25 protein-coding genes and 1 pseudogene are annotated in these 23,949 nt (G+C 58.6%); 12 read left to right on the forward strand and 14 right to left on the reverse strand.

The annotated features are described in order from the left end of the window. The first annotated feature begins 103 nt into the window (after window positions 1-103). The 3 genes and pseudogenes from GVL50_RS18670 (at window position 104) to GVL50_RS18680 (ending at window position 1,530) form a co-directional block, all read left to right on the forward strand. Window positions 104-388 carry a helix-turn-helix domain-containing protein gene (locus GVL50_RS18670; RefSeq protein WP_159814694.1) on the forward strand — a complete coding sequence of 95 codons (285 nt, stop codon included), beginning with the start codon at window positions 104-106 and terminating at the stop codon, window positions 386-388. Window positions 389-470: 82 nt separating this feature from the next. Continuing rightward, window positions 471-1,276: pseudogene (locus tag GVL50_RS18675) on the forward strand (colicin E3/pyocin S6 family cytotoxin). A gap of 14 nt (window positions 1,277-1,290) precedes the next feature. Beyond that, window positions 1,291-1,530 carry a pyocin S6 family toxin immunity protein gene (locus GVL50_RS18680; protein ID WP_053121458.1) on the forward strand — a complete coding sequence of 80 codons (240 nt, stop codon included), beginning with the start codon at window positions 1,291-1,293 and terminating at the stop codon, window positions 1,528-1,530. A gap of 110 nt (window positions 1,531-1,640) precedes the next feature. On the opposite strand, the gene GVL50_RS28830 is transcribed toward GVL50_RS18680, so the two are convergent. Together GVL50_RS28830 and GVL50_RS18690 are read right to left on the reverse strand one after the other, a co-directional pair. Continuing rightward, on the reverse strand, window positions 1,641-1,886 hold the full coding sequence (locus tag GVL50_RS28830; protein WP_218586044.1) for a hypothetical protein: 246 nt from the start codon (window positions 1,884-1,886) through the stop codon (window positions 1,641-1,643). Window positions 1,887-1,933: 47 nt separating this feature from the next. Then, entirely contained in the window at window positions 1,934-2,272 is a 339-nt protein-coding gene (locus GVL50_RS18690; protein WP_053121462.1) for an FKBP-type peptidyl-prolyl cis-trans isomerase, read from the reverse strand. A gap of 163 nt (window positions 2,273-2,435) precedes the next feature. On the opposite strand from GVL50_RS18690, the gene GVL50_RS18695 reads away from it, so the two are divergent. Then, on the forward strand, window positions 2,436-3,515 hold the full coding sequence (locus GVL50_RS18695) for a sensor domain-containing diguanylate cyclase (RefSeq protein WP_159814695.1): 1,080 nt from the start codon (window positions 2,436-2,438) through the stop codon (window positions 3,513-3,515). Between the two features lie 8 nt (window positions 3,516-3,523). On the opposite strand, the gene GVL50_RS18700 is transcribed toward GVL50_RS18695, so the two are convergent. Beyond that, window positions 3,524-3,829, reverse strand: a complete 306-nt coding sequence (locus tag GVL50_RS18700; RefSeq protein ID WP_053121466.1) for an RcnB family protein — start codon at window positions 3,827-3,829, stop codon at window positions 3,524-3,526. A gap of 424 nt (window positions 3,830-4,253) precedes the next feature. Between GVL50_RS18700 and GVL50_RS18705 the strand changes: the two genes are divergently transcribed. Both GVL50_RS18705 and GVL50_RS18710 read left to right on the forward strand, forming a co-directional pair. Then, complete coding sequence (locus tag GVL50_RS18705) at window positions 4,254-5,546, forward strand: MFS transporter (RefSeq protein ID WP_053121470.1); 1,293 nt, start codon at window positions 4,254-4,256, stop codon at window positions 5,544-5,546. A gap of 12 nt (window positions 5,547-5,558) precedes the next feature. Further along, complete coding sequence (locus GVL50_RS18710; RefSeq protein ID WP_159814696.1) at window positions 5,559-6,326, forward strand: substrate-binding domain-containing protein; 768 nt, start codon at window positions 5,559-5,561, stop codon at window positions 6,324-6,326. Here the strand turns inward: GVL50_RS18710 and GVL50_RS18715 are convergent. Further along, the gene (locus GVL50_RS18715) at window positions 6,316-7,230 is read right to left on the reverse strand and encodes a LysR family transcriptional regulator (protein ID WP_159814697.1); all 915 of its coding nucleotides are present in this window, start codon (window positions 7,228-7,230) and stop codon (window positions 6,316-6,318) included. The genes GVL50_RS18710 and GVL50_RS18715 overlap by 11 nt on opposite strands. 271 nt (window positions 7,231-7,501) lie before the next feature. Here GVL50_RS18715 and GVL50_RS18720 point away from each other — a divergent pair, with 271 nt between their 5' ends. Then, complete coding sequence (locus GVL50_RS18720) at window positions 7,502-9,310, forward strand: monovalent cation:proton antiporter-2 (CPA2) family protein (protein ID WP_159814698.1); 1,809 nt, start codon at window positions 7,502-7,504, stop codon at window positions 9,308-9,310. A gap of 125 nt (window positions 9,311-9,435) precedes the next feature. Here the strand turns inward: GVL50_RS18720 and hcnC are convergent, their stop codons facing one another. From hcnC to GVL50_RS18740, 4 genes are all read right to left on the reverse strand, one after another. Continuing rightward, window positions 9,436-10,695, reverse strand: a complete 1,260-nt coding sequence (hcnC, locus tag GVL50_RS18725) for a cyanide-forming glycine dehydrogenase subunit HcnC (RefSeq protein WP_159814699.1) — start codon at window positions 10,693-10,695, stop codon at window positions 9,436-9,438. Then, window positions 10,688-12,097 carry a cyanide-forming glycine dehydrogenase subunit HcnB gene (gene hcnB / locus GVL50_RS18730; protein WP_159814700.1) on the reverse strand — a complete coding sequence of 470 codons (1,410 nt, stop codon included), beginning with the start codon at window positions 12,095-12,097 and terminating at the stop codon, window positions 10,688-10,690. The genes hcnC and hcnB overlap by 8 nt, the downstream gene beginning before the upstream one ends. Continuing rightward, window positions 12,094-12,408: a cyanide-forming glycine dehydrogenase subunit HcnA gene (gene hcnA / locus GVL50_RS18735; RefSeq protein ID WP_159814701.1), complete on the reverse strand. Its 315-nt coding sequence runs from the start codon at window positions 12,406-12,408 to the stop codon at window positions 12,094-12,096. The genes hcnB and hcnA overlap by 4 nt, the downstream gene beginning before the upstream one ends. A 381-nt stretch (window positions 12,409-12,789) precedes the next feature. Further along, window positions 12,790-13,722, reverse strand: a complete 933-nt coding sequence (locus GVL50_RS18740) for a hypothetical protein (protein ID WP_159814702.1) — start codon at window positions 13,720-13,722, stop codon at window positions 12,790-12,792. A 309-nt stretch (window positions 13,723-14,031) separates the two neighbouring features. Here GVL50_RS18740 and GVL50_RS18745 point away from each other — a divergent pair, with 309 nt between their 5' ends. Together GVL50_RS18745 and GVL50_RS18750 are read left to right on the forward strand one after the other, a co-directional pair. Further along, window positions 14,032-14,715: a response regulator transcription factor gene (locus GVL50_RS18745; RefSeq protein ID WP_053121487.1), complete on the forward strand. Its 684-nt coding sequence runs from the start codon at window positions 14,032-14,034 to the stop codon at window positions 14,713-14,715. After that, window positions 14,693-16,087, forward strand: a complete 1,395-nt coding sequence (locus GVL50_RS18750; protein WP_159814703.1) for a HAMP domain-containing sensor histidine kinase — start codon at window positions 14,693-14,695, stop codon at window positions 16,085-16,087. Before GVL50_RS18745 ends, GVL50_RS18750 begins: the two co-directional genes overlap by 23 nt. A 265-nt stretch (window positions 16,088-16,352) precedes the next feature. On the opposite strand, the gene GVL50_RS18755 is transcribed toward GVL50_RS18750, so the two are convergent. From GVL50_RS18755 to GVL50_RS18765, 3 genes are read right to left on the reverse strand one after another with little or no spacing between them, the layout of a single operon-like run. Continuing rightward, the gene (locus GVL50_RS18755; protein WP_159814704.1) at window positions 16,353-16,763 is read right to left on the reverse strand and encodes an SRPBCC family protein; all 411 of its coding nucleotides are present in this window, start codon (window positions 16,761-16,763) and stop codon (window positions 16,353-16,355) included. A 23-nt stretch (window positions 16,764-16,786) separates the two neighbouring features. Next, a complete protein-coding gene (locus GVL50_RS18760) occupies window positions 16,787-17,584 on the reverse strand; it encodes an SDR family NAD(P)-dependent oxidoreductase (protein ID WP_053121494.1) in 798 nt (265 codons plus the stop codon). After that, the gene (locus tag GVL50_RS18765) at window positions 17,581-18,603 is read right to left on the reverse strand and encodes an aldo/keto reductase (protein ID WP_159814705.1); all 1,023 of its coding nucleotides are present in this window, start codon (window positions 18,601-18,603) and stop codon (window positions 17,581-17,583) included. Before GVL50_RS18765 ends, GVL50_RS18760 begins: the two co-directional genes overlap by 4 nt. Before the next feature lie 112 nt (window positions 18,604-18,715). Between GVL50_RS18765 and GVL50_RS18770 the strand changes: the two genes are divergently transcribed. After that, window positions 18,716-19,612 carry a LysR substrate-binding domain-containing protein gene (locus GVL50_RS18770; protein ID WP_053121498.1) on the forward strand — a complete coding sequence of 299 codons (897 nt, stop codon included), beginning with the start codon at window positions 18,716-18,718 and terminating at the stop codon, window positions 19,610-19,612. Between the two features lie 188 nt (window positions 19,613-19,800). Further along, window positions 19,801-20,460, forward strand: coding sequence for an isoprenylcysteine carboxylmethyltransferase family protein (locus tag GVL50_RS18775; protein ID WP_053121509.1), 660 nt, complete (start codon window positions 19,801-19,803; stop codon window positions 20,458-20,460). A gap of 111 nt (window positions 20,461-20,571) precedes the next feature. Here the strand turns inward: GVL50_RS18775 and GVL50_RS18780 are convergent, their stop codons facing one another. Together GVL50_RS18780 and GVL50_RS18785 are read right to left on the reverse strand one after the other, a co-directional pair. Further along, on the reverse strand, window positions 20,572-21,237 hold the full coding sequence (locus GVL50_RS18780; protein WP_159814706.1) for an HAD family hydrolase: 666 nt from the start codon (window positions 21,235-21,237) through the stop codon (window positions 20,572-20,574). Between the two features lie 56 nt (window positions 21,238-21,293). Beyond that, window positions 21,294-21,707, reverse strand: coding sequence for a response regulator (locus GVL50_RS18785; RefSeq protein ID WP_053121513.1), 414 nt, complete (start codon window positions 21,705-21,707; stop codon window positions 21,294-21,296). A gap of 199 nt (window positions 21,708-21,906) precedes the next feature. On the opposite strand from GVL50_RS18785, the gene GVL50_RS18790 reads away from it, so the two are divergent. Further along, window positions 21,907-22,848, forward strand: a complete 942-nt coding sequence (locus GVL50_RS18790; RefSeq protein WP_159814707.1) for a class I SAM-dependent methyltransferase — start codon at window positions 21,907-21,909, stop codon at window positions 22,846-22,848. Between the two features lie 114 nt (window positions 22,849-22,962). Here GVL50_RS18790 and GVL50_RS18795 read toward each other — a convergent pair whose 3' ends face one another. Next, complete coding sequence (locus GVL50_RS18795) at window positions 22,963-23,736, reverse strand: helix-turn-helix transcriptional regulator (RefSeq protein ID WP_159814708.1); 774 nt, start codon at window positions 23,734-23,736, stop codon at window positions 22,963-22,965. Window positions 23,737-23,949 lie beyond the last annotated feature (213 nt).

The raw sequence follows: 23,949 nt of genomic DNA on the forward strand, positions 1-23,949 counted from the left end.
CCGGATCGAATGGTTTTAGGGTCGCTACGCAACCCAGCGGGAGCAAGTTCCCTCGCCACAAAAAAGCAGGCCGTCTGAAACCAAGGAAACAGGCTATGAACCCATGAAGGATCATCCAGACCACAATCAATGCTTTTCAAGTATTTGGGATGCACTGGAAGACACTCCGCAGAACGCAGCCAATATGCGTCTGCGAGCCAAACTGATGCGTACGCTTTGCGAGACCGTTAAGAGCTCGGATGATCCACCGAAGAAAGCAGCCAAACGACTTGGAATCGGTGAGTTTCAGCTCAAGGATTTGCTAAAGGGCAAAATCGATAAGTTTTCGCTCGATAAGTTGTTAAACCTGTCGCCCAACCATGATTTTTACACTTGTAACAAGCACTAGAGCTTCAGACTCGTCCTACATCTAACTGATGCATATTGATTTAGCGTCCACATCGCTTTTTGACGATGGAACAAGGACGCTCATGCCTCTTAGATCTGACATCCCTCGGGTTCAAAACCCACCCGCTGGTGACGGGCACCACATCACCACACGCTACATGACCGCCACCGAACTGGCAGAACGCGACGCCAGGCAAACAGCTTACGAAGATATGTTGGCCAGACAGCAAGCTTACGAAAATCGACTTATCAAACAACCGATACAAGTTCAGCCCGAAACAAAAGGTTGTGTATTTGCCAAGAGCTGCAAGCTTCCGGATGGTGTCATCAATCATGCCAGCAACGCCGGATTCATCCCTGTCGAGAAGCTGGCCGATTTTGGAGAGTTGGCCCTGTTAGGCGGGCGCGAAAGAGATGCCCTTGGAAATATCCCCTTAAAAAGAATCGGCGGCAGCAACTTGCCCACCACAGTGGGAACCCTTGCTCTAGGTACCCTCCGACCGAACAAGCAGACAGGATCATCGTCAATCCGGTTTACCCACCGGAGTACCAGGATTTCATTCTGGTTTTTCCGGCTGACTCAGGGGTGCCGCCTCTGTATGTTGTGCTTTCAAGACCCGCTCTCGGCGGTGATATCAAGTACCACAGGCCCCCGGTAGCTCTCCCCGCATTCCCGGATACCTTTCCTGTCAAATCCAAAAGCAGCGTTCAAGGCGGCGGTAGCAGACGAAGCCGATGGAAAGACAGGAAGGGTCGAATTTACGAGTGGGACAGTAAGACTGGCGCGATTGAGCTTTATAACAAACAGGGCAAACATCTTGGCGAGTTTAACCACGAGACAGGGGAGCAGATCGATCCAGCAGACCCTGAAAGATCAACCCCAAAATGACCAGGAGGTTACTGATGTTTTTATGGATTAGCGGTTTTTTGAAAGATGATGACTACGATGACTCATTAAAATATGAGTTCACTGTGAATCAAAAATCCGAACCCGCCGTGCTCGCCGTACTGGGCTGGAAGAATTTGGATGATAGCCCTGATGGAGAGTGGCTGCTGACAAGTGATCAAGTTCAACAAATCAGCGAAGTAATTGCTGAGCAACTACCTATGGAGCTGGATGTATTCATTGGCGTAAGAGGTTAACCCCGCTGAACCTTGAATATGACGATTCATCAATATCCCGCGAACACGCGATAGGACTTCTTGCTAGCGGCGTTAACAAGAGCGTCATTATCGGATTGATTTCTATTGGATTAACCGAGGAAGACAGAGCTTGGGCAGAGGACATCTGCCTGAAACACCTCTCCAGCGAAACCGAAGCGATTGTGGCGTCCGCAGTTACTGCTCTCGGCCACATCGCACGCCGACATGGCGAACTGGATACCGAAACGGTCTTGCCGGCGCTGGAAATAACCAAGGAGAGATTTCCCTCTCTCGTAGGGACGATCGAAGATACGCTTGACGATATCGACGTATTCACCTGATACGCCGAATGTCATTTGGATGAGGGCAAGTCCCTCATCCAGCCCAATAGCCGTCCGCCACCTCAATCCTCCCGAGTCAAAACCTCCAGCAACTCAATCTCAAACACCAGATTCGAATTCGGCGGAATCTTGCCCATCGTCCGCTCGCCATAACCCAAATGCGCCGGCACCAGCAATTTACGCTTGCCGCCCACCTGCATCCCCATCAGCCCTTGATCCCAGCCCTTAATCACACGACCGGTGCCAATCACGCACTGAAAAGGTTTGCCACGGCTGTAGGAAGAATCGAACTCGCTGCCGTCTTCCAGCCAGCCTGTGTATTGGGTGGTGATCAGCGCGCCTTTGACGGCGGCTTTGCCCTCGCCTACCTGAAGATCGATTACCTGCAGTTCATCATTCATAACATTCGCTCTATTGTTCAGCAGGCCGCCGTTTTCCCAGAATTGCTGGCTGTTGGCAACCCGAACACGCAGATCAACGCTGTATCCGAATCGAGTGATGACGCATTAAGATAGCCAACCGCCACTACTTCACGGACCGATTCGCCATGCCGGCAGCGCCCCAATGACCCAGCTCTGGATCGGCCTCGCCGTTGGCGTGATTTTGCTGGCGGTGATTGCCGTGCTGTTCTGGCGCGAACGTGAATTGCGTCGGCAACTCGCCGATTACCGAGAGCTGTTGACCCGCGCAGCCGATGGCCAGAACATTCATCAAGACGGCGATGCCGAGCGCTTTAAACGTAGCCAATATTTCGCGCGAATTGGCACTTGGGATTGGGAGGTCGATACCGATCGGTTGTACTGGTCGGACGCCATCTACGGCATGTTCGGTTTCAAGATCGGTGACATCACCCCGTCCTACGCCCTCTTCTGCTCCTGCGTACACCCGGATGACCGCGTGCGGGTGCGCGACGGTGAGTTACGTTGCCTGGAAACCGGGGAAAACCATGACGAGGAATACCGCGTGGTCTGGCCCGACGGCACGATTCGCTGGCTGCGCGAGACCGGCAACGTAGTGCGCAACGACCACGATGCGGTGATCAAAATGATGGGCGTGGTGCGCGACATCACTGAAGAAAAGGCCTCGGCCAGTTACCTCCAGCACCTCGCCCACTTCGATCCGCTGACCGGTTTGCCCAATCGTCTGGTGCTGGAGCAACGGCTGTCCGAAGCACTCGATCAGGCGCGACAAACTGAAACCCGCGTCGCGCTGGTGTTCGTCGACCTCAACGGTTTCAAAAACATCAACGACCTCTACGGCCATGCCGCCGGCGACCGCGTTTTGATCACCACCGCCACCCGCCTGAAACGCATCCTGCGCAGCACCGACACCGTCGCGCGGATTGGCGGTGACGAATTCGTGGTCATCCTGCAGGGCCTGTCACCGAGCCTCAACCTACAGGACGAAGCCCGCAGCATCTGTCAGAAAATTTTCATCGAACTGTCGCCACCGATCAGCATCGGCAACGACCAGCGCCACATCGGCACCAGCCTTGGGGTGGCGGTGTTTCCGGATCACGCGACGGCGATGGATCGGCTGCTGCACATTGCCGATCTGGCGATGTATGAGGCTAAGCGCAGTGGGAATAATCAGTATCGGTTGGGCGGGGAAAGCCCTGCGCGAGTGCATGCGCAGGGCTTTTGAATCCGGACTTAACGCGGAACCGGTTTCATCTCGACAATCGTACCGTTGGTAATCATCACCATGACGTACTGGTCATTGATCTGCACCCATTGCGCCTGCTCAACCGGTTTTTTCAGGCCTTTGGCTTTCCAGTCGATGGCTTTTTCGCTGCGTTGATAGATATCCGGGGCGCGGTCGTTGACCTTCAATTCGCGGTCGCTGACCGGGGATTGAACGGAGGGATCGCTTGAGGTTTGCGCCGCTTGAACAAGTGGACTGATCCCGGCAATGCCGGCGACGAGGGCCAGGCTGGCGATTAGGGTTTTGCTGTTCATCGGTGAACCTCTATTGATGTGTGATACCTGAACTCCGACTGCGGGGCGCGGGAATCATTCCGTGTTTTTGCTATGGCTGGCCGGGAAATTGTAGTCGCCGGTCATGCCGCCTTCGCGAGCAAGCTCTGCTCCTACAAGATTTTCAGGTGTCTACGAATTTCGTGAACACCACAAAACCTGTAGGAGCCGAGCTTGCTCGCGAAGGCGTAGGCACGGCCAACCTCTTCATCAACTGTTCTACCGCTTTCGCGAGCAAGCTCGGCTCCCACAAAAGCGTTCGCTGGCGCATTGATCCGCTTTACACATCAATGCATGCCAACAATGCAATTAACATATTGTTACACCTGCGCCACCATCCGCCCCAATAACATCCGTGCGCAGACTCTCCGTGGCGCACGTCATAAAAGCGGTGGAGTACTTTGCTATGACAGCCACAATCCCTCACGGCGGCTCGCGGGCCGGCGCCATTTTCCGGGTGACCTCGGGCAACTTCCTCGAACAGTTCGACTTCTTTCTGTTCGGCTTCTATGCCACACAAATCGCGTCGGTGTTCTTCCCGGCGAGCAGTGAATTCGCGTCCCTGATGATGACCTTCGCGGTGTTCGGCGCAGGCTTTTTGATGCGTCCGCTGGGGGCAATCGTGCTCGGTGCGTACATCGATGACGTCGGTCGTCGTAAGGGTTTGATCGTCACGTTGTCGATCATGGCCAGCGGCACGATATTGATTGTGTTGGTGCCCGGATACGAAACCATCGGCCTGTTTGCGCCGGCGCTGGTGCTGATCGGGCGTCTGTTACAAGGCTTCTCCGCCGGTGCGGAATTGGGCGGGGTTTCGGTGTATTTGTCCGAAATCGCCACGCCGGGCCGCAAGGGCTTTTTCACCGCGTGGCAGTCGGCCAGTCAGCAAGTGGCGATCATCGTTGCCGCCGCGTTGGGCTTCGCGCTGAACGCGTGGATGGCGCCGGACGTGATTGCCGATTGGGGCTGGCGAATTCCGTTTTTCGTCGGTTGCATGATCGTGCCGTTCATCTTTCTGTTGCGTCGTAATCTGGCGGAAACCGAAGAGTTTGCCGCGCGCAAACACCGTCCAAAAATGGGCGAAGTGTTCCGCACCCTTGGCCAGAACTGGGTGGTGGTGCTCGGCGGGATGTTGATGGTCGCCCTGACCACCACCGCGTTTTACCTGATCACCGTGTACGCGCCGACCTTCGGCAAAACCGTGCTGCACCTGAGCACCTCGGACGCGCTGCTGGTGACTTTGCTGGTCGGCGTGTCGAACTTCTTCTGGCTGCCGATCGGCGGCATGTTGTCGGATCGCATCGGCCGTCGTCCGGTGCTGATCGCGATGTCGCTGCTGGCACTGGCCACGACTTATCCGGCGCTGTCGTATCTGGTGCAGGCGCCAAGCTTCAGCCACATGTTGCTGTCGCTGCTGTGGCTGTCGTTTATCTACGGCATGTACAACGGCGCGATGATTCCGGCGCTGACCGAGATCATGCCGGTAGAAGTGCGTGTGGCTGGTTTCTCTCTGGCGTATAGCCTGGCGACCGCGATTTTCGGCGGTTTCACCCCGGCCATGTCGACCTTCCTGATTCAGTACACCGGCGACAAAGCTGCGCCGGGTTACTGGATGAGCATCGGCGCGCTGTGCGCATTGTGCGCGACGCTGTACCTCTATCGCCGCGCGGGCGGCCGTCTGCAACCGGTTGCCGCATAAGGAATAATGACCATGAAAAAACTCTTCAACCTCACCGCCCTCGCCCTCTTCGCGTTCAGCGCTCTGGCACACGCCGAACAACTGAACGTGATGACGTCGGGGGGCTTCACCGCTGCCTACAAAATCCTCGGCCCGAAATTCGCTGCCGCCACCGGCAACACCCTCGACACCCAACTCGGCCCGTCGATGGGCAAGGCACCGGAAGCGATCCCCAATCGCCTCGCGCGCGGTGAACACGCCGACGTGGTGATCATGGTCGGCTATGCCCTCGATGACTTGATCAAACAAGGCAAGGTCGACCCGGCTTCCCGCGTTGAACTGGCAGACTCGCGGATCGGCCTGGTGGTACGCGAAGGCGCGGCGAAACCGGACATCAGCAACGTCGACGCTCTTAAGAAAACCCTGCTCGACGCACAGTCGGTGGCTTACTCCGACAGCGCCAGCGGCGTGTACATCGAGCAGCAATTGTTCAAGAAACTCGGCATCGAAGATCAACTGAAACCGAAAGCGAAGATGATCCCAAAAGTCCCGGTGGGCTCGGTGGTTGCCACTGGCGACTATCAACTGGGCTTCCAGCAAGTCAGCGAATTGCTGCCGGTGCCGGGGGTGAGTTTTGTCGCGAAGATTCCGGAATCGGTGCAATCGGTGACGCGTTTTGCTGCCGGTATTCCGGTGAACGCAGAACACCCGGCCGAGGCGAAAGCCTTGCTCGCTTATCTCGCCGCGCCCGCCGCCCAGGCTGACGTGCAAGCGACCGGACTGGATTCGGTCAAGCCCTGACTTCTGGCGGCAAGACTTTCATTTCCACCACCAGCCGCTCCAGTTCCAATGCTGCCGGGGTCAACGTACGATCCCGGCGCTTGATGATGCCGACACTGCGCATCACCTGCGGATCGGTCAGCGGCACTCGCGTCAGAATCGGATGATCCGGCCCCGGCATCGCCATCAACGGCACCGCCGCCACGCCCAACCCGGCCTCCACCAAACCAATCATCGTCGTCACATGCAGGGTCTCGCAGATGCTTTGACGCTGCGGCACCACACGGCTCAAGGCCTGATCGAGCAAAAAGCGATTGCCCGAGGTTTTGTCCAGCGAGATGTAATCCTGCTGATAAAACTCGTCCCACGTCACGCTGCTGCGCCCGGCCAACGGGTGATCGCGGCGACAAGCGACCACGTAGCACTCCTGCACAAGCGGTTCAAAATCAACTTTGGCATCCTGCGTGCCCATAAAACTCAAACCGAAATCCGCCTCGCCGTTGACCACGGCGGTAAGGACATCGTGGGCGCTGGAGTCGAGGACTTTGACCTTGATCCGCGGAAATTGCTGGTGATAGCGGGCGACCACGCGCGGCATGAAGAAGTACGCGGCAGACGGCACGCAGGCGACGGTGACATGACCCAATCGGGTCGAGGCGACTTCGCTGATGCCGAGCAGCGCAACATCCAGATCATCCAGCAAACGCTCGACGCTGGGCAGAAACCCGCGCCCGGCCTGAGTCAGGCTGACTTTGCGCGTGGTGCGTTCGAACAGCTTTACCCCGAGCGCGTCTTCGAGCTTTTCGATACGTCGGCTCAACGCCGGTTGCGACAGCCGCACGGTGTCGGCGGCCTTGCGAAAACTGCCCTGCTCGACCACCGCGCGAAAGGCTTGCAGGTCGTTGAGGTCGAAGTTGATGGCCATGGCGGACTCGCAGGGATTGATACGCAGGGGCTATGAATGTAACCAATTGATGCAAATTATTACAAACCACATCTGGATTCCTGTAGGAGCTGCCGAAGGCTGCGATCTTTTGATCTTTCATTTTTGGAGGCAAAACAAAGATCAAAAGATCGCAGCCTTCGGCAGCTCCTACAGGGTGTGTCCAAGGGATGCGATGCGCGGTTTTGTGGTGCATCGCGAGGCCAGCCCTTATCCTTGCCGCATTCGCCGTACCGTTGTCAGGAGTAAACCCATGCCCCATGAAGGCAATTTGTTACAAGCCATCGTCGTCTTTCTATTGGCGGCGGTGCTTATCGTGCCTTTGGCCAAACGTCTGCAATTGGGCGCTGTGCTCGGTTATCTGTTTGCCGGGGTGATCATCGGCCCGTCCGTGCTGGGGCTGATCGGTAACCCGCAAAGCGTCAGCCATATTTCCGAATTGGGCGTGGTGTTGTTGCTGTTCATCATCGGCCTTGAGCTGTCGCCGCGACGGTTGTGGGTGATGCGTAAATCGGTGTTCGGCGTTGGCCTGGCGCAGGTGCTGCTGACGGCGTCGGTGATCGGTGTGTTGGCGTTGTTCGCCTTCGGCCAACCGCTCAACAGCGCGATTGTGCTCGGCCTCGGTCTGGCCTTGTCGTCCACCGCTTTTGGCCTGCAAAGCCTGGCCGAGCGCAAAGAGCTGACCAGCCCTCACGGTCGGCTGGCGTTTGCGATTTTGCTGTTTCAGGACATTGCGGCGATCCCGTTGATTGCGCTGGTGCCAATGCTGGCCGGCGGCGATCACACCACCAGCGCCGCTCAAGACCTCAACCACGGTTTACAGGTGCTGGGCAGTATTGCCGTGGTCGTGATCGGCGGCCGTTATCTGTTGCGCCCGGTGTTTCGTATTGTCGCGAAAACCGGACTGCCGGAAGTCTCGACCGCCACCGCGTTGCTGGTGGTGATCGGCACGGCGTGGCTGATGGATCTGGTCGGCGTGTCGATGGCACTGGGCGCGTTTCTCGCCGGCCTGCTGTTGGCGGATTCGGAATATCGCCATGAGCTGGAAGCTCAGATCGAACCGTTCAAAGGTTTGCTGCTCGGTCTGTTTTTCATCAGCGTCGGCATGGGCGCCAACCTCAGTTTGCTGCTCAGCGCGCCAATTACTGTACTGGGGCTGACGCTGCTGTTGATTGGTCTGAAACTGCCGCTGTTGTTTGTCGTGGGACGCTTAGCCGGCGGGCTGAACAAGGTCAGCGCAATTCGTCTCGGTATCGTGTTGGCGGCCGGTGGTGAGTTTGCCTTTGTGGTGTTCAAGATCGGTCGCGACCAGAACCTGTTCGATCCGCGCCTGTACGATTTGCTGGTACTGACCATCACACTGTCGATGGCGGTGACGCCGCTGCTGTTGTTGATCTGCGCAAAAATGGTCAGCCCGAAAGTGCAGCCGGTGGAAGTGCCGGAGAAATTCCGCGAGATCGACACCGACAGCCCGCGCGTGGTGATCGCTGGCATGGGACGGATGGGTCAGATCGTCGCGCGGATTTTGCGTGCGCAGAACATCAAGTTTGTCGCCCTCGACACGTCGGTGGAAACCATCGAACTGTCGCGCAGCTTCGGCGGTGTGCCGGTGTTCTACGGCGACCCGATGCGCGCGGAAATTCTCAACGCGGCGAAGGTCGGCGAGGCGGAATACTTCGTGATTGCCACGGACGATCCGGAGACCAACATCAAGACCGCCGAAGTGGTGCGCAAGCTGTATCCGCACATGAAAATCATCGCTCGCGCGCGTAACCGTCAGCATGTTCACCGTTTGGTGGATGTCGGCGCTGAGGCGATTCGTGAAACGTACTACTCAAGTCTGGAAATGAGCCGGCGCACGTTGGTGGGGCTTGGGTTGACGCAAGCGCAGGCCGATGCGCGGATCAAACGCTTCAAGCATCACGACGAACAGGTTCTGGAAGCGCAACATGCGGTTTATGACGACATGGCCAAAGTCCTGCAAACCGCCCAGGAAGCCAGAGCGGAGCTGGCGCGGCTGTTTGAGTCGGATCAGCTGGAAGAGGAATCGCGTAAGCCCTGAGCCCCAACTAATGTGATCACCCAATCCTGTAGGAGCTGCCGAAGGCTGCGATCTTTTGATGTTGTTTTTTATAGGATCAGGATCAAAAGATCGCAGCCTTCGGCAGCTCCTACAGGGGGATTGTGTCAGGCCAGTTCGAGTTCCAGGGCTTGCTTGACCGGCACGGCTTCAAAGCGATCAGCCAGAAACGGCGTGATGTCCAACGGCAGCGGTTCATCGTTGACCAGTTTGTCCAGCAACACGCCGGTAATCGCCGAGGTCAGAATCCCGGTGCGGAAGTGTCCGCAGGCATTCAAATACCCTTCCACGCCGCGCATCGGCCCCAGAATCGGCAACTCATCCGGCGAACCCGGGCGCAATCCCGCCCACGTGCGTTTCAGGTTCACATCCTTGAGCTCTGGCAAACAGCGCACCGCGCCCTGCACCAGCCCGGCAATTTCCGGATAGGTGGTGGTGACGTCGAAGCCTTTGTCTTCGGTGGTGCTGCCAATCAGGATTTCACCGTTGTCCTTTTGCGCCACGTAGCAATCACTGGTGGTCAGGCAGCCGTTGAGGATTTTCGGCATGCGTTCGGTCAGCAGAATCTGGCCCTTCACCGGTTTTACCGGAATACGGATGCCGGTCGCCCACTCGCTCAAATCTGCCGCCCAGGCACCGCCCGCGTTGATCAGGGTTTTGCAGTGGAACACACCTTCTTCCGCCGTTTGCACGCCGGTGACCCGCGAACCGTGATGCAACACACCGGTCACGTTAGTGTTGACGTAGATATCGACGCCGTTCTGCCGCGCGCCTTCGGTGTAGGCATCGGCGAGACGGAACGGGCTGACCTGATGGTCGCAGAGGAATTCAAGCGCTCCGCGTGCTTCGTGGCTGACACTCGGTTCAGCTGCGCGCAACTCGGCCCGATCCAGCCAGCGCACTTGATCGGCCAGATGCGGAATGCAGCCAACAATGTGCTCGGCGTACAACCGATCCTCATCGTCATAAATAACGAATTTCAGCCCGGTTTTTTCGAACTTGAAATCCACTCCGTGGTTGTCCTTCAACTCACGGTGCAGCGCCGGGTACAGCGCGTTGGATTGCAGGGCGAAGTCGAAGAATGACGGCGGCAAAATGTGCGGCGTGCTCGAGTCGACTGCAACAGCGGCGCCTTGGGTTTCGCGCTTGCGGTTGGCCGACATCATGCGAAAAAAGATCACCCCGCAACCGAGGCCGACCGACTCGCCGATCGCCCACAAACCACCGGCGGAAGCACGGGTGGCGTTGCCCGGGCGCTTGGCGTCGATCAGCGCGACTTTAAGATTTTTGCGTTTTGATAATTGATAGGCGCAGGACGCGCCGATCACGCCACCACCGGCGATGATCACGTCGTAGAACTTACTCATGGGAAACGGCCTCCGTGCCGACGGACTGAAACGCGGAAAAGGGAATCGGATCAATCGGGAAACGCGGGCGCAGCCAGCCGACATCCTTACGTCCGGTGGCCTGGCGCAAACGGTCGCTGCAATAGCCGACGCACATGCGCCCCTGACAATCGCCCATGCTCACGCGGGTGCGCATTTTCAGACTGGCGATGTCTTGCACGCCTTGCTCCAGCGCCAGATCGATGTCGGCACGGGTGGCGTGTTCGCAGCGGCAGATCACCGTGTCGGCCGCGGGCAATGCCGTTTGGCCAACCCCGCGTTCGGTGTAGCGATCGACCGCCGCGCGAAACCGCACAATGGCTTTGAGTTTGCTCAGAAAGCGGTCGCGGCGAATCTGCGCCAGTTCCTCTTCGAAGACGCCGCGTTGCAAGAGGATCGACGTGGCGGCAATTTTGCCGGCGAGCATCGCCGCTTCACCGCCGCGAATCCCGCCCATGTCACCGGCCAGATGCACGTGAGGCTGATTGCTTTGCTGCCAGATATTCGAATGGGCACGCAGATAACCGTCGTCACTGAAACCGTGATCCAGGCCCATTTGCTGACTGAGCTGCGTACGCGGGATAAAGCCGTAACCGACGGCCAATGTCTGCGCTTCAAAACGCTCGACGCGGGCCATGTCCGGTTCCCACGTGGCCGAATACGGCGCGACGCTGACGCTTTTCAGCCCACCCTCGCCGTGGGCTTCGACCACGCCCCAGCCGTAGTGCATCGCAATGCCGTGCAATTTGAGATAGGCCAGCATGCTCAACCCGTCGAGAAAAAGCTGTGGTTTGTTCAGCAGCGCCAGACTCTCCCGGGCGATCTTGCCGAATGCACAGGCCTCATAAACGCCAGACACCTTGACGCCGGACGCATGCAGTTGCGTCGCCACCAACGGCAGCAGGGGCCCGGTGCCGGCAATGATCACGGGGCTTTGGGGTTTGACCACGCCATTTTTAATCTGCAACTGCAGGCCGCCGAGCATGATCACGCCCGGTAGCGTCCAGCCAGGAAACGGCACGCTGCGTTCGTGGCAACCGGCCGCGAGCAACAATTGTGGGTATTGGATTTCGTGCAACTGTTCGTCGCCATCAAGCACTACCAATGCTCGTGTACCCTCAGCGCCGACCACGCGGTGGTTGAGACGAACGTCGATCAACCCGGCATGCTGCTGAAATTCACCGTGCAATTTGCCCAGCGCTTCCGCGTACTGCGGCCCGAGGTAATCCAGTTGCACGCCGTCGCGCAATGGCCCGCGATAGACCACACCGCCCAGACGCGAAGCCTCTTCCAGCAGCGTGCAACGCACGCCGTGGCGAGCCAGTTCGATGGCCGCTGCCATGCCTGCCGGTCCACCGCCGACAATCACCGGATGCCGGTTCATACGACCTCCTGCTCGGTGATGCGGTTGACGCCGGTTTCGATCTGCATGCCGTCGCGCACCACCGTCTGGCAGGCGCGGCGCTTATGCCGACCATCGATTCTCACCAGACAGCACTGGCACACGCCCATGCCGCAGTAGGCACCGCTGATCTGGTCATGATCGTTACGTGCAATCTGGCGCAAGCCGAGGGATTGAATGACGCTGAGAACGGTTTCGCCAATGGCGGCGTCGACCGACTGGCCGTTGATATGGACAGTCATATCCGCCTGCGCCAAGGGCTGGATATCGAAGGTTCTTTCTAGGCAGTGCATTGTAATTCATCCGTGAAAATATCAGGGGAGTTGTGCGTCAGCTCCTTGCTGCACTACAGCGTGTCGACGTGTTTACTTCATCTGATTCGTGCGTCGTTTCGGCTACTACGTCAGCGCAGTATTTGCGCCTGATTCACTGTAGCTCACGCCCAGCCAGGGTCTGGATCAAATACGTTAGTGAATATTCCAGACGGAAATATTGATCCAGATAGGTAACCGATCATTCAGGCAGAAACGAAAAAGCCGCTTGCACCCGAAGATGCAAGCGGCCGAGGCATAAGCCCCAATAGATCAGTGTACGAAAAGGGCGATCAGAATAATGATCGGGATCGGTACGCCGAGAAAAAACAGTAGAAGTGAGCGCATGGTGATGCTCCTTGTTTAACGGACTGGAGTGGTCGTGGTGTAGGTATCGACTTCAACGTACTCGACTGCATCGCGACGACGACCGCCAAAGGTGGCCGCGAGGCTGGCGAAGAAGGCACCGGCCAGCAGCGCGATGAACATCCACAGCGAAGTCCAGGCAGCGACTTTCGCAGCGGTGTCAGCCGCTTGTTGAGCTTTGACTTTGGCGTCGGCGATGGCTTTCTGAGTGCGGGCATAGACTTCATCTACGCGGCGCTCGGCATCAGCCTGCGACAAGTTAGTACGTTGAGCGACCAACTGCGCCAGGTAGGTACGATCCTCGGCACTCAGCTGACCGTTGGCCAGGCTTTGCGCGAAGATGCGGGCCACGGCGCCGTGGGCAGCGTCATCGCTGACCGAAGCCGGGCGATCATCACGGAACAGGCTGTCGATGAAGTAACCGTACTGGTTGCTGTCGGTGTTCGCCGCAGCGGTACCGGCCGCCTGGGTCATGGCACTGGCTGCACCGCCCGCCACGCTGGCACCGGCCTGCACACCGCCGCTGACAATGCTGCTGACCGAGCCGACCACCAATGTTGCGGTGACCAACGTTGCCACACACCAGGCGAGGAAACCGTGCGCGGTGTCGCGGAAGTAAACCTCGTCACCGTGCATGTTCGCCCACTTGACGCGCAGACGCCCGGCCACATAACCGCCCATGCCGGAAGCGACAATCTGCGTCGCCACCAGCCACACGATTGTTGAAATACCCAGGCCCTTGGCACTCACGCCCTCCCCGGCCCACGGTGAAACAGCGGAGAAACCCAAACCCAAACCGAGCAGTACAAGGATCAACGACAATGCCGCAGCCGCCGCCGCGCCAGCGAAGATCGCGCCCCAGGACACCCCTGAGACGTTGCTCGAATCTCCTTCAAAGGCAGGATAAAACCCATCAGAGGATCTATTCATTGTTGTTCTGCTCCAGGCATGAAAAATGGTGTTACAACTCGTTCAAGAGAGGAATTGCAGCGACCGTGCCAGATGCAGAGATTAAATAAATCGTTCATTTTCAATCAGTTATAAAGAATGAACTTCCTAAGACCATGCAAATTGCAACAAGCTGTAAATTACAGCGGGTTTTATGCATTAGTCTGCATTGACCCGCAGCAAGCGAATCTGCGTTTCTGACAGCCCTTACATGAAAGTTAATTTAAAGCGTCAGGCAAAAATCTTGGCAAAATGCTGCCATTCCGTTTCAACCGATCAGCAGGCCTGCCCATGACTCGCATTTTGACCATCGAAGACGACGCCGTGACCGCCCGGGAAATCGTTGCCGAACTGAGCAGCCATGGCCTGGACGTGGATTGGGTCGACAATGGCCGAGAAGGCCTGGACCGTGCCGTCAGCGGCAACTACGACCTGATCACTCTTGATCGCATGCTGCCCGAACTGGATGGCCTGGCCATCGTCACAACGCTGCGCACCATGGGCGTATCCACGCCGATTCTGATGATCAGCGCCCTCTCCGATGTTGATGAACGCGTGCGCGGTTTGCGCGCCGGTGGTGATGACTACCTGACCAAACCGTTCGCCACCGATGAGATGGCCGCGCGGGTTGAAGTGCTGTTGCGCCGCCAGAACAGCGCTGAAACCCAGCCCACTACATTGCAGGTCGCCGACCTGGAGCTGGATTTGATCAGCCACGAAGCACGCCGCGCTGACCAAGTGCTGACGCTGCTGCCGACCGAGTACAAGTTGCTCGAATTTCTGATGCGCAACAGCGGCCAGATTCTGTCGCGGATGATGATTTTCGAGGAAGTCTGGGGCTATCACTTCGACCCGGGCACCAACCTGATCGACGTGCACATCGGCCGCTTGCGCAAGAAAATCGACGCGGTGGGCAATGTTCCACTGATCCGCACGGTACGGGGCTCCGGTTATGTCATTGCCGAACCCGTCTGACGGTTGGCGCTCTTCCAGCAGCCGCTTGCTGGCGCTGTACAGTTCGTTGTTCGTGGCCTGGAGCGCGATCCTCATGGGGGTCATGTACTTCGAAGTGTCCAGCTACCTCGATAACCTCGCCAAGCATTCGCTGATGCAACGTCAGCATCTGTTCTCGCACTTTCGCGGCGAACAATTGGAAGACGCCCTCGCCGCGAGCATGACTTTCGACATTCGTGGCATCGACGCTTATGGCCTGTTCGACGTCGAAGGCCGTTATCTTGGCGGCGCCCTGCAACAAATCCCCGAAGGTCTGCCGCTGGACGGCAAGATTCACATGCTCGCCGACTGCGCGGGCTCCGATGATCCGACCCTGCCCAACGACAGTTGCGATGCCGTCGCCACGCAGACCCGCGACGGCCGCTGGCTGGTGCTGCTGCGCGACAACGGTTCGCTGTTCGCGGTGACGCGGATCATTCTGCATGCGTTGTTCTGGGGGGTGTCATTCACGATTCTGCCGGGGATCGCCGGTTGGCACTTGCTGCGACGCCGACCTTTGCGGCGGATCAGAGCGATTCAGGACAGCGCTCAGGCGATCGTCGCGGGCGACTTGACCCATCGCCTGCCACTGTCCAATCGCCGCGATGAACTGGATATGCTCGCCGCCATCGTCAACGCCATGCTTGAGCGCATCGAGCGTTTGATGAACGAGGTCAAGGGGGTTTGCGACAACATCGCCCATGACTTGCGCACACCGTTGACCCGCTTGCGTGCGCAGTTGTATCGCATGCAGCAACAGGCGGGTGAAGGCTCGCAGGAAGCAGCGCAACTGGATTTGGTGTTGGCTGAGGCGGACACGCTGATGGCGCGGTTTCGAGGGTTGTTGCGGATTTCCGAACTGGAAGATCGCCAGCGCCGCTCCGGTTTTGTCGAGCTGGATCCGGTGCAATTGCTGCAGGAACTGCATGAGTTTTATCTGCCGCTGGCTGAAGAAGATGAGCTGCATTTCGAACTGAACATGCCGGAAACATTGCCGGCGCTGAATGGCGACCGGGCGCTGTTGTTTGAAGCGCTGGCGAATCTGCTGAGCAACTCGATCAAATTCACGCCGGCGGGTGGCACGGTGATTTTGCGCGGTGTGAATGACGCAGGGCATACGCGCATCGAAGTGCACGATTCGGGGCCGGGGATTGCCGAGTCAGAGCGTGAGGCGGTGTTCCAGCGCTTCTATCGCACCGAGGGTGGGCAGCCGCAGAGCGGGTTCGGATTAGGGCTGTCGATCGTCGCGGCGATTGTCAGCTTGCATGGCTTCAATCTTGAAGTCGGCACCAGCGACCTCGGCGGCGCGAAACTGGTGCTCGACTGCCGGCAGAGCCTGATCACCCATTCTTGAAGTTCATTTGGAATGCAATCCATGTGGGAGCGGGCTTGCTCGCGAAAGCGGTGTGTCAGGCAACAAATGTGTCGACTGATCCTCCGCATTCGCGGGCAAGCCCGCTCCCACAGGGTTCTCGGCTGTACACATAATCCCGGGTACACCACAAATCAGTGTAGGAGCTGAGCTTGCTCGCGAAGGCGGTGTGTCAGGCAACAAATGTGTCGACTGATCCTCCGCATTCGCGAGCAAGCCCGCTACCACAGGTTTTTATGGTGGATGATCAGGTTGGGTAGTTGGCCCGCAGGGCTTCGAGGCCGCCTTGGTAGATGCCGGTGAACAGCGCCACCACTTCTTCATCGCTGACGCCTTTGGCGGTGAAGCGCCCTGACCACGTCACCCGTGCGCCCTGCCCCTGAGCTTCAACCTTGATCGTCGCCAGATAATCGGTCGCCGGAAACGGTGCCTGCTCGATCGAGTAACTGTAGGTCTTGGCGGCGTTATCGAACGCTTGCAGGCGTTCGATGACCACGGCGCCGTCAGCGGTTTGCAAGGTGCGAACACGGCCGCCGTCGCTCAGTTCACTTTTGGGAATGAACGGCAGCCAGTCCGGTAGCGTGTTGAAGCCGCCGATCAATTGCCAGACCTGATCGGCCGAGGCCGGGATGTCGATATGTGCAGATGCAGATGCCATGGATAAACGTCTCTCTCAAGAATTCAAATAGTCAGGCTGTCGACCACGCCGCCATCGACGCGCAACGCAGCGCCCGTGGTAGCCGAGGACAGCGGCGAAGCAATGTAAGTCACCAGGTGCGCGACTTCTTCAACATCCGCAACACGCTGGATGATCGAGGTCGGGCGGGCCTTGAGCACAAAGGCGTCGGCCTCATCGCGCAAGTTGCGGCCAGACTCGGCGGCGGCATCCTTGAGCATGTCTTGCAGGCCATCGGTGAACGTCGGCCCCGGCAAAATCGCGTTCACCGTCACACCAGTGCCCGCCAAGCGCTTGGCCAAACCGTGGGACACCGCGAGGTTGGCGCTTTTCGTCACGCCATAATTGATCATGTCGGCCGGCGTCGCCACCCCGGATTCCGAGGACAGAAAGATCACCCGGCCCCAGCCCTGCTCGACCATCGCTGGCACGTAATGCCGCGCCAGGCGTACGCCGGAAATCACGTTGACCTCATAGAAACGCGTCCACTCGCTGTCCGGCGCTTCGAAGAAATCGACGGCGTCGAAGATGCCAAGGTTATTCACCAGAATGTCCGCGCGCGGTTCGGCGGCGAACAGTGTCTGCGCGCCCTCCGCCGTGCCGAGGTCGGCCGCCAGACCGCGCAATTGCGCGCCCGGAACTTTTTCGCGAATGCTTGCCAGCGCCTGCTCGACCTTGCCGTTGTCGCGGCCGATCACCACCACCGTGGCGCCGGCTTCGGCCAGCGACTGGCTGATGCCCAGACCGATCCCAGCGGTGCTGCCGCTGACGATGGCCAGTTTTCCACTCAGATCAATCTTCATGCTTTCACCTCATCGATGGGTAATGGTGCACGTTCAGAAACCAGTTTTGCCTCACGCATGGCCTGCCAGAACCCGGCAGGAATCACCGCCGACAATGCCGCGACATCTTCAGCGATTCGGCCGGGTTTGCTCGCGCCGGGAATCACCGCAGCAACGGCAGGATTGGCCAACGAAAATTGCAGCGCGGCAGCTTTCACATCAACGTTGTAAGCGGCGGCGATGCGTTTGATCTGTTCAACTTTAGCGATCACTTCCGGGCTGGCCTTCTGGTATTCAAAGTGCGAACCACCGGCGAGAATGCCCGAGCTGTATGGGCCGCCGACGACGATTTCGACATTCTGCGCCAGCGCCGAGTCCATCAAACGTTGCAACGGACGTTCGTGATCAAGCAGCGTGTAGCGCCCGGCCAGCAGGAAGCCATCAGGCTGCGCTTCGGTCAGATCGAGGGTCAGCTCGCACGGTTCGACTTTGTTCACGCCCAGGCCCCAGCCCTTGATCACGCCTTCTTCGCGCAAACGGGTCAGCACTTTGAACGCGCCAGTACGAGCCTGATTGAAGTATTCCAGCCATTGATCGCCGTAAAAGTCCTGAGCGATGTCGTGTACCCAGACGATGTCGAGACGATCGGTTTGCAGACGCTTGAGGCTGTCTTCGATCGAGCGCAGGGTCGCGTCGGCGCTGTAGTCATTGACGATTTTGTTCGGGCGACCGTGTTCGAACACGCCGCTTTTTTCGCCGAGATCGCGGGCTGCAGCGTCTTCGACTTCATCAAGAATCACCCGGCCAACCTTGCTGCTCAGCACATAGTCGTCGCGTTTGTATTGCTTCAAGGCTTCGCCGAGGCGAATTTCCGACAGGCCCGAGCCGTAAAACGGTGCGGTGTCGAAGTAACGCACGCCGGCATCCCATGCGGCGTGCACAGTGGCCTGCGCTTCTGCTTCGGGAATGGCGCGGAACATGTTGCCCAGTGGTGCGGTGCCGAAGCCCAGTTGGCCGGGCAGTTTGTCTTTCAAGCTCATCGGATTGTCCTCATTCGTTGGTGGTCTGCGTGACCGTTGAGCAGATCCTAGATTGCGACACCGAGACCGTCCAAGACATAATGCGCAGCACTTGAGTCCCTATAGGTCTGACATGATCGACATCCGCCAATTGCGCTACTTCGTCGCCGTCGCCGAGGAAGAACACGTCGGCCGCGCCGCCGAACGGCTGCATATTTCCCAATCGCCACTGAGCCGGCAGATCGCTCAGCTTGAAGAGCGCCTCGGCCTGACGCTGTTCGAACGCAGCCAGCAGCGCATTCGCCTGACCCGCGATGGCCAGACCTTTCTCGCTGAAACCCGCGCACTGCTTACGCACGCCAATCGCCTCGAATCCCTCGGTAAGCGCTTGGGTCGTGGCGAAGAAGGCGGTTTGTGCATCGGCTATATAGAAAACGCCATGCACGCCGGGGTTTTGCCCAATGCCCTGCGTGTGTTGCGGGTCGATCGGCCGAATGTCCACGTCGCGCTGTACAACTTGAGTTCCGCCGAGCAACTCGAAGGCCTGCGTCAGCGTAGTCTCGATATCGCATTGGTGAGTGAGCCGCCGACCGATGACGACCCGGATCTACTGGGTTTTCAGGTGCTGGATGACCCGATGCTGCTGGCGCTGCCGGAACAGCATCCGCTGGCGCAGCAGGCGGTGTTGAGTCCGCAGGATCTCGCGGATCAGGAATGGATCGGCGTGCAGCCACGGCAGGACGCGAGTGATGAATTCGTTAGCGCGTGCATCCGTGCGGGTTTTACGCCGGATGTGCGCATGCAGGCGACTGAGCCATTTACCGCGCTGGGGCTGGTGGCATCGGGGCTGGGGATTGCGATGATTCAGAAAGGCCTGAGCCATAACGCGCCTCCCGGGGTCGTGCTGCGTGAGGTGCCTTGGCTGGCGTTTACAACGCCGTTGTGGGCGGCTTGGCACCGGATTAATTTGCGGCCGTTGGTGGAAACCTTCCGCACGGTTTTGACAGGCAATGAGATTTGCGCTGACTGAGCGGGCCTCTTCGCGAGCAAGCCCGCACAGGGGTTGATTCTGTGTGCACCGCAATTACCTGTAGGAGCTGCCGAAGGCTGCGATCTTTTGATCCTGTTCTTAAAAGAACACGATCAAAAGATCGCAGCCTTCGGCAGCTCCCACGGGGATCTACACTGCAAGAGTGTGTATACCGCCGTGAGAACGCCATGAGAATGTCAGCGCAAATGACCGTGGTCGCCGTGCTCGCCACCCTCGCCTATCTGGGCCTGGCGGTGTGGGGCATTGGTGGCGTGGGGATGTTCTTTTCCCACGGCTCGCTGGTGGTGGTGGCGCTGGCCACCGTGGCGATGGTGATCGCGTCGATGTTTACCGAGGTCAACCTGAGTTCCGGCGAACGCGAGGATCGCGCCAATCGCTGGGTGCTTCCGGCGTTTGGCGTGATTGGTTTGCTCAGCGGGTTTCTACCCGCGTACTGCGATCGGCTGAATTTCTGGACGTTTGGCGGCGAAGGTGTGCGCTGGCTTGGCGCGTTGTTGTTCATCATTGGCGGGGCGCTGCGCTTGTGGCCGGTGTTTGTTTTGGGCCACCGATTCAGCGGGTTGGTGGCGATTCAGCCGGGGCATCGGTTGGTCACGGATGGGATTTATCAGCACCTGCGCAACCCGAGTTATCTGGGGTTGGTGGTGAATGCGCTGGGATGGGCGTTGGCGTTTCGTTCAACTGTCGGGTTGCTGCTGGCGGCGCTGACGTTGATCCCGTTGATCGCGCGTATCCATTCTGAAGAGGCGCTGCTGCGCGGGCAGTTTGGCGCCGAGTACGATGCCTACTGCGCCCGGAGCTGGCGCTTGCTACCGGGTGTCTACTAACGCCGCACCCCCTGTAGGAGCTGCCGAAGGCTGCGATCTTTTGATCTTGGTCTTTTAAAAAAACAAGATCAAAAGATCGCAGCCTTCGGCAGCTCCTACAGGGGGACAGCTTCAGGCAGGCTGTAGGTGCAGGCCGTCGTTGTCGATTTGGACGCGGATCGCGTCGTAACTGGCCAGCGTCGCGTGCTCGGTTTCAAGCGGATGCTGGTGCGTCGTGGTGATGATCATCAACGACGCGCCCGCCGCTTCAGCGGCTTGAATCCCGACAGCGGCATCCTCAAAAATCAGACAATCCGCCGGCTCCAGCCCCAAGCGTTGAGCCGCCAGCAGATAACCCGCCGGATCCGGCTTGCCCGCCTTCACATCCTCAGCCGTAATCATCACCGCAGGCTCGGGAATCCCCGCCGCCGCCATCCGCCGCAATACCAGATCGCGCGGCGCCGACGTCACCATGGCCCAACGATCCTTTGGCAATTGATTGAGAAACGCCGCCGCCCCCGGAATCTCGACAATGCCTTCAACATCCTTGATCTCCGCTGCGGTAATAAACGCCGCTTGTGCCTCCGCGTCCACGCCCGGCAGGTTCAGGCGATTGATCGTGTCGATCGCCCGCGCGCCATGAATGGTCGGCAGAAACGCCTCGACATCGACGCCATGGCGCACGGCCCAGGCAGACCAGATCCGCTCGGCGGCGGCGATGGAGTTGAGGACGGTGCCGTCCATGTCGAACAGGAACGCGCCGAACGCGCGATCGAAAAGATCATTGTGAGCAGACAAAGGGTCGCATCCTCTGGCAAGGGGCCGGGCAAATTTGCCCGGCAATGTAGCACTTGTCAGTGCAGACGCGGAGCCTTGGACTTGAAGGCACTCTCGACGCAATCGAGCAACTGGCCGATCGCCCAGGGCTTCTTGATGAACGCGACCGAGTGCTTGACCCCAGACGTCTCCGGCGTTTCATAACCGGACATGACCATCACCGGTTTGTCCGGCCAGCGATCGCCGACCAGGTTGGCCAGATCGGCGCCGTTGAGGGTGCCGGGCATGGTGATGTCGGTCAGCAATAGATTCACTTCCGGCGCGTGCTCGTCCAGATATAACTTGGCTGCGTCGGCGCTGCTATGCGGCTCGACCTTGAAACCTTCCTCCTGAAGAATTTCGCAAAGAAACTCCAGAATCAACGGATCATCCTCAACTACCAGAATCAACCCGCCAGGAAGGTGCGCGTCCGCCGTTGGTGATGGGCACATGAAACTGCACTCCCTGAATAGCATTAACGATTTAGCGGCTTGAATCCGCTGCTTATCTGGTATGAGCAGCGCGTTCTGTAGAAATTCATTTTTGATACAGGAGTTTTCCAAATCGTCGGATTGGCAATCCTGAGACAAACGTTCGAAGTGGCGTAATTGTGGTTAAAATGCCGGCCCATTTGCTTGCCGACCGTGACCGATGAACCCTGAAGCCCTCGCCACCCTCCACGCCCATTTGCTGCCGGCACTCGCCAGCGCACCGGGCGAAACCCGTCGCTTGTTTCATGGGCGCGGGCGTTGCTGGCCGGGGCTGGAACAGGTCACGGTGGATTGGCTGCAAGGCGTGGTGCTGGTGTCGCTGTTCAAGGAACCGGCGCCGGAGCAACTGCAAGATCTCAAGCGCGTGTTGCTCGACATCACTTCTTCGGCCGAATGGCAGCAGTCCAAAGCGCACACGTTGCTGATCCAGCACCGTTATCTGCCGCAGAGCACCGCCGAATGGCTGTTGGGCGATGAGATCGATGAAATGACCATCGTCGAGGGCGGTCTGCAATACCGCGTCGACCTGGGCCGCAAGCAGAACGCCGGGCTGTTTCTCGACATGCGTTACGGGCGCAACTGGTTGCGCGAACAGTCCGACGGCAAGCGCGTGCTGAACCTGTTCGCCTACACCTGCGGTTTCTCCGTGGCGGCCATTGAGGGTGGCGCCAGCCATGTGGTTAATCTGGACATGTCCCGCGCCGCGCTCAGCCGTGGTCGCGACAATCACCGTTTGAATGGCCATGACACCGGCAAAGTCAGCTTCCTCGGCCACGACCTGTTCAAGTCCTGGGGCAAGGTGATCAACAGCGGCCCTTACGATCTGGTGATCATCGACCCGCCGTCGTTTCAGAAAGGCAGTTTTTTGCTGACCAAGGATTATCAGCGCGTGTTGCGGCGTCTGCCGGAGTTGCTGACGGCGGACGGCACGGTGCTGGCCTGCATGAATGATCCGGCGTTTGGTTCGGACTTTTTGATTGATGGCGTGACGCAGGAGGCGCCGAGTTTGCGCTTTGAACAGCGGCTGGAGAACCCGCCGGAATTTCCCGACATCGATCCCGAAAGCGGCCTGAAAGCCCTGGTCTTCAAACGCAGTTCCTGACACAACCCAAATCCCTGTAGGAGCTGCCGAAGGCTGCGATCTTTTGATCCTGATCTCTTAAAAACAAGATCAAAAGATCGCAGCCTTCGGCAGCTCCTACAGGGGGGTGGAGAGTCAGTTCGGGCGCAGCACCAGGGCGAACAGCTCACCATGTCCGGTGACATTGAGCTTTTGATAGAGATTGCGCCGATGTACTTTCACCGTTTCCGGCGATATGCCCATCTGCTGGGCGATCGCCTTACTCGAGAAACCCTGCAAGATCAGCCGCGCCGTGTCGTTTTCACGCACCGTCAGCCGCGCATCAAAACGATCCAGCAACGTCGCCAGATCGCCGACCAGCACTTCAGCAACCGCCCCTTGCGGCGGCATTAGCTGCACATGCCGGCGCATCGCTGCCAGCACCCAGTCGCGCACACACAGCAACCGGCCCTGCTCGGCCATTTCGAAGGGCGTCGAACGTCCCATCGATAAGCCCAAAACGCTGCCATCGACGTTAATCATGAACTGCAGTTCATCCGCGCCCACCACCGAGCGGAAGTAGCTTTGGTAGTACTCACTCTGCAAAAACTGGTCAGGCGCCACCGACGCCAGGCTGTGCAAGCCATCAGCGAGCCCCGCCGAAGCGGCCTGATAAAACGGATCGAGCAGGTACATGCCGGCGGTGTAATCGGCGAGGTTTTCCTGTTCTTCGACAGCGCCCTTGCTGTCGATATCAATCAGCAATTGCGGCGCCTGGCCCGCCATCATCACCGCAACCAAGGCGTTATCCATCGGCACCAGCAGGCGCAAGGTATCGACCAGCGCCCGCCAGAATCCGTCCTGCCCGACACAGGTGAAGACCCGCGCCAGACTTTGATGCACAGGCAATTCCTGCAACAACGCGTCCACGCTCTACCCCTTTTGTGTAACCCATGATGGGAATGGGTCAGGCGCGATCGGATCGATAGGCTGACCGCACTTGATCAACACCGGCCGCATTGGCCAGAAGTGCCGAATCATGCGGGGTCATCGAGGGGATATCAACCGGTGATCCAGAAAGTGAAAACACCGCAAATCCCTGTGGGAGCGGGCTTGCTCGCGAAGGCGTCGTGTCCGGTGACA

Origin of the sequence: Pseudomonas sp. 18058, assembly GCF_902706155.1 — a bacterium.
GTDB lineage: Bacteria > Pseudomonadota > Gammaproteobacteria > Pseudomonadales > Pseudomonadaceae > Aquipseudomonas > Aquipseudomonas rustica.